This window comes from Streptomyces venezuelae, assembly GCF_008642295.1.
GTDB lineage: Bacteria > Actinomycetota > Actinomycetes > Streptomycetales > Streptomycetaceae > Streptomyces > Streptomyces venezuelae_C.
Window position 1 is genome coordinate 3,517,501 of the sequence record NZ_CP029190.1, and the last position, 14,017, is coordinate 3,531,517.

Genomic DNA, 14,017 nt, shown 5'->3' on the forward strand with positions numbered 1-14,017 from the left:
GTATCCGGTATTAGACCCCGTTTCCAGGGCTTGTCCCAGAGTGAAGGGCAGATTGCCCACGTGTTACTCACCCGTTCGCCACTAATCCACCCCGAAGGGCTTCATCGTTCGACTTGCATGTGTTAAGCACGCCGCCAGCGTTCGTCCTGAGCCAGGATCAAACTCTCCGTGAATGTTTACCCGTAATCGGGTGACACTCGCGTTGAGCGGGACGGTCATGCCGGAATATGGCCGACCGTCCACAGCGTCCTCGCTGTGTTTTGTTTCTTCAAAGGAACCTCATCCACCGAGGTGGACGGGGTATCAACTTCTGGCGTTGATTTTTGGCACGCTGTTGAGTTCTCAAGGTGCGGACGCTTCCTTTGTACTGACCCTCGCGGGCTTTCCTCCGGGCGCTTCCTTCGTTCTTGCGTTTCCGACTCTATCAGATCTTTTCGGACCCGATTTCCTCGGTGCTTTCCAGGTTCTCGCTTTCGCGTTTCCCTTTCCGGCGGTTCCGACTCTATCAGATCCTTTCGGGCCTGACCCCCAGTCAGCGGGGTTTGTCTTCCGGGCTGTTGGGCCCTTCCGACTCCCGAAACTCTAGCGGATTTCCCAGGCGACTCATAATCGAGTCTCGGAAATGAATTCGGGCATGCCGAATGCGTTCCCGGTGGGGATCGTGCTGAGTTGGGTTGCCGCAACGAGGCGGCGGGAGTTGCTGTCGCAGAACCGTTACGGCCCGGCGGCAACCTGGAGAACATTACGGATCCATCAGGGGTGTGTCAACCCCGGATCAGCCCCGGCCCTGAAGGTGCTCCACACGGTCCAGGAGGCGGGTCAGGATGTCGCCCAGCACGCCGCGCTCGTCGGGAGAGAGGTCCTGGAGGAGGTCCTCCTCGAAGACCGAGGCCATGCGCATCGCATCGAGCCACTTGCTGCGGCCCTCCTGCGTGAGCTCCACGATCACCCGGACGCGGTTGGACTCGTCCCGCTCGCGGGTGACCAGTCCTTCCGCCGTCATGCGGTCGATCCGGTGGGTCATCGCCGCCGGCGTCAGGCCCAGCTGCTTCGCGAGCTCGCTCGGGCCCATCCGGTACGGGGCGCCGGAGAGGACGAGGGCCTTGAGCACCTCCCACTCCGCGTTGCTGATGCCCAGGGCCGCGGTCTGGCGGCCGTACGCGACGTTCATACGGCGGTTGAGGCGGCTCAGCCCCGACACGACCTTCTCGACCTGGGGGTCGAGGTCCTGGAATTCGCGCTGGTAGGCGGCGATCTGTTCGTCGATGGTCGGCTCGTTGACGGCCACGGTGCCGTCCGGCGTGTCACCCATGGTTCCGAGTATCGCACGATCCCGTTGGCGTCTAACTCCTTCTATGTGTAGTCTTAACGCTTGAAGTTTAGGTGTGAAGTCTTCAGCTCTAAGGGCAGGTGAGAAGTGACCAAGGTGATGGGCGCTGCGATGCGGCGGATCCAGGCCGGCAACGCGCTGACCGCGTTCGGCATCGGTTTCACGGTTCCGTTCCTCTATATCTACGTGGCGCAGGTGCGAGAACTGGGCTCCATGTGGGCGACCGGCGCGTTCGTCGCGTTCGCCCTCGGTGCTCTTGTCGCGCTGCCCTTCACCGGGCGCGTCATCGACCGCCGGGGCCCGGTACCGGTCGTCATCGGTGCCGCCGTCACCGCCTCGCTGGGCGCGCTGTCCCTCGGGCTCGCCACCGGCGTGCTGCCGATCCTGCTGTCCGCCCTCGCGCTGGGTGCCGGCCAGGCGGTCATGCAGCCCGCGCTGGCCACGATGATCGTGTGGTGCTCGACCCCCGAGTCCCGGACCCGCGCCTTCGCTCTCCAGTTCTTCATGCAGAACCTGGGTCTGGGCATCGGTGGTCTGCTCGGCGGGCAGATCGTCGACGAGACCCGTCCCGGCAGCTTCACCCTGCTGTTCAGCATCGAGGCCGTGATGTTCCTGGTGCTGGCCGGTGTCATCGCCTCGGTGAAGATGCCGCACGCGCCGGCCATCGCCGACGCCCGGCCGAAGGACCCGGCGCAGGCGGGCGGCAGCGGCTGGAAGCGGCTGCTGGGCCACAAGGCGATGGTGCAGCTGTGCCTGCTGGGCTTCGTACTGTTCTTCGCCTGCTACGGGCAGTTCGAGTCGGGTCTGGCCGCCTTCGGCACCGAGGCCGCCGGGATCTCCCCGTCGACCCTCGGGTTCGCCCTCGCCGCCAACACCGGGGCGATCGTGCTCGCGCAGTTCGTCGTCCTGAAGCTGGTGGAGAAGCGCCGCCGGTCCCGGGTGATCGCCCTGGTCGGGGTGATCTGGACGGGTGCCTGGGTGATCGCCGGGTTCTCGGGCCTCGGGCACGGCAGCGCTGTGATGGCCGCGGCGGCGTTCATCACCACGTACGCGCTCTTCGGCATCGGTGAGGCGATGCTGTCGCCGACCCTGGCTCCGCTGGTCGCGGACCTGGCGCCGGAGGGCTCGGTCGGGCAGTACAACTCCGCCTTCGCCCTGGTGAAGCAGATGGCGCTGGCGCTCGGGCCGCTGGGCGTGCCGCTGGGGGCCGGGCTGCCGATGCTCTACATCGGGATCTTCATCCTGGCCTCGCTGGGCATCGCCTGGCTGGCGCTGCGGCTCGGCCGGCAGCTGACCCCGGCGCAGGACCAGCCCGCGCTGGCGGCGCAGGCCTCCGCTGAGCCCGTCAGGCAGCAGGCCGTGGCGGCCGAACCCGTCGCCGCCTGATCCCCCCGGTGAAGGGCCCCCTCTCCGACAGGAGCGGGGGCCCTTTGCCGTACCGGCACCTTCGGGGTCCGGTGGCGGCTACTTGTCCGGCAGGGCGAATTCGCACCAGACCGCCTTGCCGCCGCCCGGGGTACGGCGGGAGCCCCAGGAGGAGGCGATGGTGGCGATGATCGAGATTCCGCGGCCGGTTTCGTCGGCCGGTTCGGCGCGGCGGCGGCGCGGGAGGTGGTCGTCCCCGTCCGTCACCTCGACGATCAGCCGGCGGTCGGTGCGCCGCAGCCGCAGCCGCATGGGCGGGGTGCCGTGCTGGAGGGAGTTGGCGACGAGCTCGCTGGCCGCCAGTACGCCCAGGTCGCACAGCTCGACCGGGAAGCGCCAGGAGGCGAGCACGCCCTGGGCGAAGGCGCGGGCGCGCGGGGCCGCCTCGATGCCGCCGAGGAGTTCCAGGGCGGCGTTGTGGAAGAGCTCGGCGTCCGCTCCGGTGCGGGTGGGGTGCTGGAGGACCAGGACGGCGACGTCGTCGTCGTGGTCGGCGTCGACTCCGAGTGCGCGCATCAGGCGGTCGCAGATGACGGCCGGGGTGCCCTGGGCCCCGGCCAGGGCGCGTTCCAGGGCGGAGACTCCCTCGTCGATGTCCTCGCCACGGCGCTCGACCAGGCCGTCCGTATAGAGGACGGCCGTGGAGCCGGGGCCGAGGGCGATGGTGCCGGAGGAGTGCAGCCAGCCGCCGGTGCCGAGCGGCGGGCCGGTCGGGTCGGCGGCGCGGCGGACCGTGCCGTCCTCGTCGCGGACCAGGATCGGGAGGTGGCCGGCGGAGGCGTAGGCCAGCAGGCCCTCGTTGGGGTCGTGGACGGCGTACACGCAGGTGGCGATCTGGCTGGCGTCGATCTCGGCGGCCAGTCCGTCGAGCAGCTGCAGCACCTCGTGGGGTGGCAGGTCGAGGCGGGCGTACGCGCGGACGGCCGTGCGGAGCTGGCCCATCACGGCGGCGGCGCGGACCCCGCGGCCCATGACGTCGCCGATGACGAGCGCGGTGCGGCCGGCTCCGAGGGTGATGACGTCGTACCAGTCGCCGCCGACCGCGGCCTCGGTGCCGCCGGGCTGGTAGGTGGCGGCGATGCGGAGGTCGTCGGGCTGTTCGAGCTCCTGCGGGAGCAGGGAGCGCTGGAGGGTGACGGCGGCCTCGCGCTGGCGGCGCTCGCTGGCGCGGAGCCGGTCGACGGCCTCGGCGTGGTCGGTGACGTCGGCGAGGTGGATCAGTACGCCGGCGCTGTCGGGGCCGGGGAAGGCGACGGGGGTGCAGGTGACGGTGTACGAGTTTCCGCCGCCGGGTGCGGTGCGGTTCTTGGCGGTACGGGGCTTGCCGCTGCGCAGCACCTGGTCGAGGAGGGGGAGCAGGCCGAGCTCGCCGAGCTCGGGGAGGGCTTCGGCGGCGGGCGCGCCGGTGGGGCGGGTGCCGAAGCCGGCGGTGTAGGCGTCGTTGAGGTAGGCGACGCGGTGTTCGGGGCCGTGGACGAGGGCCACTAGGGCGGGGAGCCGCCCGAGGAGCTCCCGTACGGACAGCTCGTCGGGGGAGGGCACGGCGGCGAGCGGGGTGCCGGTGCCCGTGCCGGAGACGGTGGGGTCGGCGGGGCGGCCGTCGGGTGCGGCACCACGGGCGGCGGGGACGGATCCTTCGCCCCGTTTGGCCTGGGCGGCGGCGTGTTCGGTCCGGGCGGCGGCGCGGCGCTGCGTTCCGGGAAACCGGGCGCTCCAGCGCGTGAAGTTCACTGCGTTCAAGCCTCGTGGTGTCGCTCGTGGTCGCTGCGTTGTTCAGGGACGGTCGCTGGACGGTGCTGGGGTGGTGTCACTCTGTGCAGGTGTGAGCCCACCTATGGTCACACGACCAGTGTGGCCGACCGGACTGACAACGTCAGCCTTGGCCGGGCTTCGGGGGGTTGGGCGGGGGTGGGGTGGGGCTGCCGCCCGCCGCGAGTTCGAATTCTGCGCGGGGATGTTCGAGGGAGCCGAGAGAGACGATCTCCCGTTTGAAGAGGCCGGAGAGGGTCCATTCGGCCAGGACGCGCATCTTGCGGTTGACCGTGGGGACCCGGCTCAGATGGTAGGCCCGGTGCATCAGCCAGGCGGGGTAGCCCTTGATTTTGCGGCCGTAGACATGGGCGACGCCCTTGTGGAGGCCGAGGGAGGCGACCGAGCCCGCGTACTTGTGGGCGTACTCGGTGAGGACTTCGCCGCGGAGGGAGGCGAGCAGGTTGTCGGCGAGGGCCTTGGCCTGGCGAAGGGCGTGCTGGGCGTTGGGGGCGCATTCGCGGCCCGGTTCCCCGGCGGTGATGTCGGGGACGGCGGCGGCGTCGCCGGCCGCCCAGGCGTGCTCGACGCCCTGGACGGTGAGGAAGGGGGTGCAGGACAGCCGGCCGCGGTCGTTCTTGGGCAGGTCGGTGGCTTCGAGCACGGGGTGGGGTCTGACGCCTGCGGTCCAGACGACGGTGCGGGTGGGGAAGCGGGAGCCGTCGCTGAGGACGGCGATCCGGTTCTCGCAGGAGTCGAGGCGGGTTTCGAGGCGTACGTCGATATTGCGGCGGCGGAGCTCGCGGACGGTGTACTTGCCCATCTCCGGGCCGACCTCGGGGAGGATCCGGTCGCTGGCCTCGACCAGGATCCACTTCATGTCCTCGGGCTTGACGTTGTGGTAGTACCGGGCGGCGAAGCGGGCCATGTCCTCCAGCTCGCCGAGGGCCTCGACGCCGGCGTAGCCGCCGCCGACGAAGACGAAGGTGAGGGCGGCGTCGCGGATGGCGGGATCGCGGGTGGAGGAGGCGATGTCCATCTGCTCGATGACGTGGTTGCGCAGTCCGATGGCCTCTTCGACGGTCTTGAAGCCGATGGCGTAGTCGGCGAGGCCGGGGATCGGGAGGGTCCGGGAGACCGAGCCGGGGGCGACGACGATCTCGTCGTACTCCAGCTGGAGAGGTCCGGCGCCCTCGTCCTCGGTGGCGAGGGTGGTGACGGTGGCGGTCCGCTTGGTGTGGTCGATGCGCCGGGCCTCGCCGATGACGATGCGGCAGCGGTCGAGGACCCTGCGGAGCGGGACGACCACGTGGCGCGGCGAGATGGAGCCGGCCGCGGCTTCGGGGAGGAAGGGCTGGTAGGTCATGTAGGGCTCGGGGGTGACCACCGTGACCTCGGCTTCGCCGGCTCTCAGCTTCTGCTGGAGCCGCAGGGCCGTGTACATGCCGACGTAGCCGCCGCCGACGACGAGGATGCGCGTGCGGGGCGGGGTACCGGGGTCTGTGCCCCGGGAGTTAGCAGCCTTCACCATCCCATGACGCATCGTGGCCGGGAGTTTGTCCACAGGCCCGGCAAATTGTGTGACCGGAGGCGGTGGTGGGGCTGCGCTGGCGGAAGGGGCTGACGGGGGGAAGGAGTGCAGGTCAGAGGCAGCGGAACAAGCCATTCCGGGGGCGGGAAACGGAAAAGTGGGGGTGAATGCTCCGATCGGGCGGTGGTCCGTACGGAGCTGCCTCTTCTGAATTGACTCTGGCTCAACTATGTTCGTAACCCGTCGAGGAGCAGGACCGGGCCCAGATGACCGTGGCCCACTCGGCTTGAAGGCGGGGAGTGTCTCCGGGGGGAGACGACTGATTACCGGGGGAAACATATGCATATTTCCGATTTCCATGGCTCTGCGACCGCGCTCTCGGACGGCAGCGGCGGGCGCGTGATAGCGGGCGGCACCACGCACGGCGTGGGCCGCTCCACTCCGCTGCGCGTGGACGCCCAGCGCAACCTCGAGCACGTCCTGCGGGCTGCCCGCGAGGTCTTCGGCGAGCTGGGGTACGGCGCCCCGATGGAGGACGTGGCACGCCGCGCCCGGGTCGGTGTGGGCACCGTGTACCGGCGCTTCCCGAGCAAGGACGTCCTGGTCCGGCGGATAGCCGAGGAGGAGACCGCCCGGCTGACCGAGCAGGCGCGGGCCGCACTGGGTCAGGAGGAGGAGCCGTGGCAGGCGCTGTCGCGGTTCCTGCGGACCTCCGTGGCCTCCGGCGCCGGGCGGCTGCTGCCGCCGCAGGTGCTGCGGGTCGGCTCGGCCGCCGATGAGGACGGCGAGGGCACGGCCGCCCTGGACGCCCGCGTGCCGCAGCAGCGGCAGCAGCCCGACCTGCGGGTGGTGGGCTCGCGCACCGCTGCCGCCCCGGCCGCATCGACCGCCTCGGCCTCTTCCGTGGACCCTGCGGAGGACTCGGGCGCCGGAGCACTGCTCGAGGTGGTCGGCAAGCTGGTGGACCGGGCGCGGGCGGCGGGCGAGCTGCGCACCGATGTCACCGTGGCCGATGTCCTGCTGGTCATAGCGACCGCGGCGCCGGCGCTGCCGGACCCGGCCCAGCAGGCCGCTGCCTCGACCCGGCTGCTCGACATCCTGCTGGAGGGTCTGCGCTCGCGGACCGTCTGACGGATTGCCCGGCGTACCGGCCCACCGGCCGACCGGCCGACCGCGCGGCACCTGGCGCGTGGCCGGCCGGGGCACCGGCCTCGTGCGAGCCTGCGACCCGTACGCCCGACCGCTCGAACGGGTGAGGGTGCGTGCGGTGTTGTCGTCCGGTGGTCGAACAGTGCCCGGATGAGTGGATGGCCGGGAGACGGGTTCGGCGCGCGTCCGCTTTGTGACACGCTGGTCCGGTGTACCGGTTGAATGTGTCGTGCAAGGGCTTCCGCCATGGGTGTTGACGGGCGGGAAGAGCCATTCGGCGGTGGCGTCGGCGGCGAGGCCGGGGCGGGCAGCCTGCCCGCCCGCCAGGTCCCGGCCCAGCGCGAGGCCGGCAGCGGGGCGACTTCGGCCGAGCTGCCCCCCTCCGACGGCGACCTGATCGCCCGGCTGCGCGGTGGCGACGACACCGCGTTCGAGGAGTTGTTCCGCCGCCACGCCGAGGCCGTGCGCCGGTACGCGCGGACCTGCTGCCGGGATGCGCACACCGCCGAGGACCTGACCGCCGAGGTGTTCGCGCGGACCTTGCAGGCGGTACGCGGCGGAGCCGGTCCCGACCAGGCCGTCCGTGCGTATCTGCTCACCACCGTCCGCAGGGTGGCCGCCGCATGGACGAAGACGGCCAAACGCGAGCAACTGGTCGATGACTTCGCGGCCTTCGCCGAGCAGGCAGCTGCCGGTGCGGCCGGCGCCGAGGCCGGGTCCACGCTGTCCGGCGCGGACGTGCGGGCCATGCACCAGGCCGAGCAGTCCCTGGCCGTGCAGGCCTTCCGGAGCCTGCCCGAGCGGTGGCAGGCCGTGCTGTGGCACACCACCGTCGAGAAGTCCTCGCCGAGCTCGATCGCCCCGCTGTTCGGGCTGACCGCCAATGCGACGGCGGTCCTGGCGAGCCGGGCTCGTGAAGGCCTCAAGCAGGCCTATCTGCAGGCGCATGTGAGTACGGCGCTCAGCGCGGGCGGGGACTGTGCGCGGTACGCGGACCGGCTGGGCGCCTATGCCCGGGGCGGGCTGCGGATGCGGGCGGAGCTCGGGCTGCGCAAGCACCTGGAGGAATGCGCCACGTGCCGGCTGGTGGCCGGTGAGCTCAAAGACGTCAACGCGGCCATTCCGGCCCTGCTTCCGGTCGCGGTCATCGGGTGGTTCGCCGCCGGGTACGCGGGCAAGGCAGCCGGTGTGGTGGCCGGAGGCGCGGTCGCCGCGGGCGGAGCCGGCGCGGCAGCGGCGGCCACCGCCGGAGCGACGGCCGGAGCGACGGCCGGTGCGGGAGCCGCAGGGGCGACGGGTGCGGCAGCCGGTGCCGGTGCCGCGGGCGGTGCCGGTGCGGCGGGCGGTGCCGGTGCGGCGGGCTCGGGGGCGGCCGGCGGGGCCGGGGCTTCGGCCGGGTCCGTGGCGGCCTCCGAGGGGCTCGGCCTGCCCGCCAAGGCCGCGATCGCGGCCGGTCTCGCGGTGGCCGCCGCCGCAGCGGTGGTCTTCGCGTTCGCCGGGGACGAGGTCGAGCCACAGGCCGGGGTGCGGCCGGTGCCGAGCGCCGTCGCCCCGGTCCCGGCCGAGCCCGCCCGGCCCGAGCCGGCCCCCAGCCCGCCCGCGGCGGCACCGGACAGGCCGGCGCCCGTACCGCCTCCGCGGGCCTCACGGCCGCCGGCTCCGTCGGCCCGGCCCAGCACCGCCCCGGCACCTCCGGCGTCGCCCGCCGCACCGGCACCCGCGCCGAGCCCGACCCCGCCCCCGAAGCCCGCCCCGCCGAAGCCCACGCCCGGCCCCTCGGCCACGACGACCCCGAAGCCGACGCCCAAGCCGACCCCGCCGCCCGCACCGGCGCCGCCCGCCGGGTACCGGCTGGCCCGGCTGGACCATGCGGTCTTCGGCGACCACGCCGGCCCCGAGCTGGACACCTGGCGCAGCAGCTGGGTCTGGCAGCGCTGGGGCCTGCGCATCGACGACCGGCGGTACGAACACGGGATCACGGTCAACTCCCGCTCCCGGGTGGAGATCCGGCTCAACCGGCCGTGCAGCACCTTCTCGGCACAGGTCGGCGTGGACGACCTGGCCCTGCCGAGCGACGGCTCCGTGCGGTTCTCCGTCTACGGGGACGGCCGGCGCCTCTGGAGCTCCCCCGCCCTCGGCGCCGGCGATCCCGCGGTCCCGGTCCGGGTCGGCCTCGCCGGCTCCGGCACCGTGCGCCTGGTGGTCGAACCCGCCGGACCGCTCGCCCGGCCGACCCTGGCCTCCTGGGCCGACGCGGTGCTCTCCTGCTCCTGAGTCCGAGCAGGACCCGGCATCCCTACGAGAGGGCCGGGCGGCGGAGCGGGACTCCGGTGGGGACGGCGCGGCGGCGGGGTGTGGAGGTGCCGGTCCAGCAGGTGCCGCGGCGGGCCAGCAGCCGACGGAGCCACAGCTCCATCGACACGAGTTCGGCCAGACCGTCCAGCGGCACCGGCCGGCCCTCCGCCGCATCGGTCAGGGCCTGCTGGACCACCCGTGCGTCCACCAGCCCCGCGTCCGCGAGGAACGGCGAGGAGAACAGCAGGAGCAGGTCGGGCAGCGCGGCCCGCAGCCCCAGCCGGGTCGCCGTCTCGTTCGGGGCATGTGTGACCGCGCCCCAGCCCGGCGGGAGTTCGCGGATCCCGGCCGCCGACAGGACCCCGCGCAGGATCGTGGCGCGGGCCCCCGGCTGGACCCGGAGGGACTCCGGGAGGGCGCGGGCCGCCCGGACCACCTGGTTGTCCAGGAAGGGTGCGTGCAGACGCTGGCTGCGGACCTCCGCCGCCTGCTCGAAGACCCGGTGGTCGGCGGCCTGCCGGGCCAGCACCGAGCGGGCGCGGGCCTCCCCGGGCCGGATGGAGAGCGGCGGCCGGCCGGCGGCGACCCCCAGCCGGATCGATACTTCCGCCAGTGCCTCCCCGGTCAGCCAGCGCGCCGCCGGCCCCGGCCGGCACCAGGTGAGGGCGGAGAGCGAGGCGTCCACCGGCCCGCCGGTACCGGCACCGAGCCGGCCCTCCCTCAGCTGTGCCGCCACCGCCTCCATACCCGTCCGGTAGCTGGTGCGGGCCAGCCTGCGTGCGGCGGAGTACACGGTCAACGGGACCAGCAGAGAGGCCCCTTCGGCTCCTCCGGCCGCCGCCGCCGACCGGGCCAGGGCGGCCACCGGGCGCAGCAGATGCCGCCGGCGCCGGTCCATCAGCAGGTCGGCCAGCCGGGCCGGGTGTCCGTCCAGTACCTGGCGGGCGCCGTTGCCGACGAAGTGGTCGGCGGAGCCGGCAGCCAGCCGGCGCCGTTCGCGGGCGGCCACGACCAGGGAGGGGCCGGGCTCGTCGGTCAGCGGACCGTCGAGTTCGGCGTACGGGAGGGCTTCCGCGGCGGCGGCGACCACCACGTGGTGCAGCCGCGGGTCGGCGGCGATCGCCCGGGCCCGCTCCAGTTCGTCCTCCCGCCCCTGCGGGGTGGCGAGGTCGTTGAAGGTGACGGCCAGCAGGCGCTCGCCGGCCGCCGTGGCCCCGAGCCCGGGCAGGGTGCCGGGAGTGCCGGGAAGGCCGGCGGCGAGCAGTGCCAGGGTCGCGGAGGCGCTGCCTCCGGAGAGGTCGGCGCCGATACCGGGGACCGGCGCGGGTGCCCCGCGGGCCGCCCGGCGGTCGGCGGGGCCCATGCCGGGAACCGGCCCCGGATCGTAGGGAAGGCTGTCGGGAGCATGGCGGGGGGCCGTGAGCCGGGCGCGCACCGCGTCGACGAGTGCTTCCCGTACGCCCTCCACCGCCCGCTCGGCCGTGGTCTCCGGCGCGGCCACGGCGAGGGAGGCCACCGGTTCGTAGCCGGTGATCTCGCGGGAGCCTTCGCGCAGGATGAGCGCATGGCCCGGCGGGATCCGCCGGACTCCCGTGTACGGTGTGCCGTCGCCCAGTGCCTCCGGGCTGTCGGGGCAGGCCAGCAGGGCTGCGAGGTGGCCGATGTCGAGCTGGGCCTCGATCAGGTCGGCGAGCGGCAGCGCGGCCGTGGCGTACGCCGTACCGCCCGCCCAGGGCGTGTAGAAGACGGGCCGGGCTCCGGCGAGGTCGCCGAGGACGGTGATCCTGCGGCCGGTCTGCACCACGGCGGTGTAACTGCCGGGCCAGGAGGTCAGATGGCGCAGGGCGCCGCCGCGGGCCGCGTAGAGGGCCTGGCGGAGTTCGGCGTCGCCGGCCCCGCAGCAGCCCAGGACGGCGAGCCGGGTGAAGGGGTCGGCGGGATCGGCGGTGACGGTGCGGATTTCGTCCGGGCGCCAGTCGCCGACGGCCCACAGCGGGTCGGGGTCGCCCCAGATCAGCTGGGCTCCCACGGGGTGGACGGTGCGCTCGGCGTCCTCGGCCGGGTCGTCGGGGTGCGCGGCGTCCGCGAGACCTCCGCGCAGGACACCGTCATGGCCGGAGCCGGAGCCGGGGCCGGCGACCCGGCCCGCCGTGCCGAAACTCGCGGCGATACTGCTCCACCCCACCAACCAGCGCATCGCCGCCTCCCCGCTACCAGCATTGTGGCCACCTGTGGGTCGGGGTCCATGCTGCCACGAGACGGGCGTGCGGGAGTCGCCAAGGGGGGCGCTCGAGTAAACGAACACGCCCCCGCCCTGCGGTGTTTGGCGTTCCGTTCCCAGCGCACCGGCGTGCCCCATAGGCCTGTTTCGGCCATTCTTCGGCCGCCCAGGGGTGAAGCGCGCGGGTGCGGCCCGGGGGGCGCGGTCCGCCCCCCGGACCGGTCCGCCACCCGCGGGGATTGAGGCGGCGGTGTCCCCCGGCCCGCCGGATCCACGCAGCGGGCCGACCCACGCACCGCACATCGAATCGCCGGGCCCCGGGCCGGGCCAGAGCGCACACGGAGGCGCACGGCCACACGACCGGAGCACGGCCCGACCCGTGCGCCCCGGGCCGGACTGTGCACACGGACAACAATCCCGCCATACGGAAGTCGGGGCCTTAACGCTTGGGATGCGGGGAACTACGCTGGGTTTACGAATGCCGGGCGCCTATGCCCGGTGGCCGACTGTATGACCGTACGTGTGCAGGTGTATCGGGTGTTCGGTGCGTGTTTGGTGCGTTTCTTGCGTTCTTGCGTTCTGCGTTCCGCGTGACGAGGGGTGGCGCATGTCCAGGGAGCTCCGCGAGCCCAACGAGAAGCTCGGCGCCGTCCTCGCCCTCGCCGGCATCAGCAACGCCGGTCTGGCCCGGCGGGTCAACGACCTCGGCGCCCAACGGGGGCTGACCCTCCGCTACGACAAGACCTCGGTGGCCCGGTGGGTGTCGAAGGGCATGGTGCCGCAGGGTGCCGCGCCGCACCTCATCGCCGCCGCCATCGGCGCCAAGCTGGGCCGCCCGGTACCGCTGCACGAGATCGGACTGGCCGATGCGGACCCGGCGCCCGAGGTGGGTCTAGGCTTCCCCCGCGATGTGGGCGCGGCCGTGCGCTCGGCCACCGATCTGTACCGGCTGGACCTGGCGGGGCGGCGCGGCGGCGGCGGGATCTGGCAGTCGCTGGCCGGGTCCTTCTCCGTGGCGGCATACGCGACGCCCGCGGCGCGCTGGCTGATATCGCCGGCCGACAGCTCGGTGGCGCGTGAGGCGGCTCCGCCATCCGGCGCTGCCGCCGGCCATGCCGCTGCTGTTGCCGTGTCCACATCGCCACCGCCGTCGCCCGCGTCGTCGCCGACTTCCGTGCCGACCTCCGTGCCGACCTCCGTTGTGCCCTCGCAGCCGGGAACCGAAACGCACCGGTCCCCCGCAGCGTTGCACCCTGCACCGCTGCACCCTGCCCCAGCCCCTGCGCCGCCCGCGCCGCGGCGCTCCGACCTCTCGCCCCAGCGGGTCGGCCACAGCGATGTGGCCAAGCTCCGCGAGGCCGCCGAGGACGCCCGCCGCTGGGACTCCAAGTACGGCGGCGGGGACTGGCGTTCCTCGATGGTGCCGGAGTGCCTGCGGGTGGACGCGGCCCCGCTGCTGCTCGGCTCGTACAGCGACGAGGTGGGCCGGGCGCTGTTCGGGGCCACCGCCGAACTGACCCGGCTGGCCGGATGGATGGCCTTCGACACCGGCCAGCAGGAGGCCGCCCAGCGGTACTACATCCAGGCGCTGCGGCTGGCTCGCGCGGCGGCCGACGTACCGCTCGGCGGGTACGTACTGGCGTCCATGTCCCTGCAGGCCACCTACCGCGAGTTCGCGGACGAGGGGGTGGACCTGGCGCAGGCGGCCGTGGAGCGCAACCGCGGCCTGGCCACGGCCCGCACCATGAGCTTCTTCCGGCTGGTCGAGGCGCGGGCGCACGCGAAGGCGGGCGACTCGCAGGCGGCCGGGGCGGCCCTGCGCGCGGCGGAGGGCTGGCTGGAGCGGTCGCGGGAGGGGGACCCTGACCCCAGCTGGCTCGGCTTCTACTCCTACGACCGGTTCGCGGCGGATGCCGCGGAATGCTACCGGGATCTCAAACTGCCCCGGCAGGTACGGCGGTTCACCGAGCAGGCGCTGTCCCGGCCGACCGAGGAGTACGTACGCTCGCACGGCCTGCGCCTGGTGGTCAGCGCGGTAGCCGAGCTGGAGTCGGGCAATCTCGACGCGGCCTGCGCGGCCGGTACCCGGGCGGTGGAGGTGGCGGGCCGGATCTCCTCCGCCCGCACCACCGAGTACGTACGGGACCTGCTGCACCGGCTGGAACCGTACGGGGACGAGCCGCGCGTCGCCGAGCTGCGGGAACGGGCCCGGCCGCTGCTGGTCACCCCGGCCTGAGACCGGTTTCGGCCGGTCAGGCGCCTCCCCGGCGCTTGGCTGTCAGTGCCACGGTGCAGTATCTGGGGTGGAGGTGGATGC

The 14,017-nt window shown here is 73.1% G+C and carries 8 protein-coding genes and 1 rRNA gene (1 of these 9 cut by a window edge); 4 read left to right on the plus strand and 5 right to left on the minus strand.

What is annotated here, in order from left to right; genetic code table 11:
• Both DEJ50_RS15420 and DEJ50_RS15430 read right to left on the minus strand, forming a co-directional pair.
• A 16S ribosomal RNA gene (locus DEJ50_RS15420) occupies nucleotides 1–173 on the minus strand; it reaches 1,353 nt to the left of the window's first position.
• Between the two features lie 602 nt (nucleotides 174–775).
• Nucleotides 776–1,312 (minus strand): MarR family winged helix-turn-helix transcriptional regulator, encoded by a 537-nt coding sequence (locus DEJ50_RS15430; protein ID WP_150208586.1) that lies wholly within the window; start codon nucleotides 1,310–1,312, stop codon nucleotides 776–778.
• A gap of 105 nt (nucleotides 1,313–1,417) precedes the next feature.
• Here DEJ50_RS15430 and DEJ50_RS15435 point away from each other — a divergent pair, with 105 nt between their 5' ends.
• Nucleotides 1,418–2,716: an MFS transporter gene (locus DEJ50_RS15435; protein WP_150208587.1), complete on the plus strand. Its 1,299-nt coding sequence runs from the start codon at nucleotides 1,418–1,420 to the stop codon at nucleotides 2,714–2,716.
• A 78-nt stretch (nucleotides 2,717–2,794) separates the two neighbouring features.
• Here DEJ50_RS15435 and DEJ50_RS15440 read toward each other — a convergent pair whose 3' ends face one another.
• Both DEJ50_RS15440 and DEJ50_RS15445 read right to left on the minus strand, forming a co-directional pair.
• Nucleotides 2,795–4,486, minus strand: coding sequence for an ATP-binding SpoIIE family protein phosphatase (locus tag DEJ50_RS15440; protein ID WP_150212154.1), 1,692 nt, complete (start codon nucleotides 4,484–4,486; stop codon nucleotides 2,795–2,797).
• 142 nt (nucleotides 4,487–4,628) lie between these two features.
• Nucleotides 4,629–6,035 carry an NAD(P)/FAD-dependent oxidoreductase gene (locus tag DEJ50_RS15445; protein WP_150208588.1) on the minus strand — a complete coding sequence of 469 codons (1,407 nt, stop codon included), beginning with the start codon at nucleotides 6,033–6,035 and terminating at the stop codon, nucleotides 4,629–4,631.
• Between the two features lie 339 nt (nucleotides 6,036–6,374).
• Between DEJ50_RS15445 and DEJ50_RS15450 the strand changes: the two genes are divergently transcribed.
• Nucleotides 6,375–7,166, plus strand: a complete 792-nt coding sequence (locus DEJ50_RS15450; RefSeq protein ID WP_150208589.1) for a TetR/AcrR family transcriptional regulator — start codon at nucleotides 6,375–6,377, stop codon at nucleotides 7,164–7,166.
• Between the two features lie 264 nt (nucleotides 7,167–7,430).
• Nucleotides 7,431–9,458, plus strand: a complete 2,028-nt coding sequence (locus tag DEJ50_RS15455; RefSeq protein WP_150208590.1) for a sigma-70 family RNA polymerase sigma factor — start codon at nucleotides 7,431–7,433, stop codon at nucleotides 9,456–9,458.
• A 22-nt stretch (nucleotides 9,459–9,480) separates the two neighbouring features.
• Here DEJ50_RS15455 and DEJ50_RS15460 read toward each other — a convergent pair whose 3' ends face one another.
• Nucleotides 9,481–11,676, minus strand: a complete 2,196-nt coding sequence (locus DEJ50_RS15460) for an asparagine synthase-related protein (RefSeq protein WP_150208591.1) — start codon at nucleotides 11,674–11,676, stop codon at nucleotides 9,481–9,483.
• A gap of 631 nt (nucleotides 11,677–12,307) precedes the next feature.
• Between DEJ50_RS15460 and DEJ50_RS15465 the strand changes: the two genes are divergently transcribed.
• Nucleotides 12,308–13,936, plus strand: a complete 1,629-nt coding sequence (locus DEJ50_RS15465) for a sporulation protein (RefSeq protein WP_150208592.1) — start codon at nucleotides 12,308–12,310, stop codon at nucleotides 13,934–13,936.
• Nucleotides 13,937–14,017 lie beyond the last annotated feature (81 nt).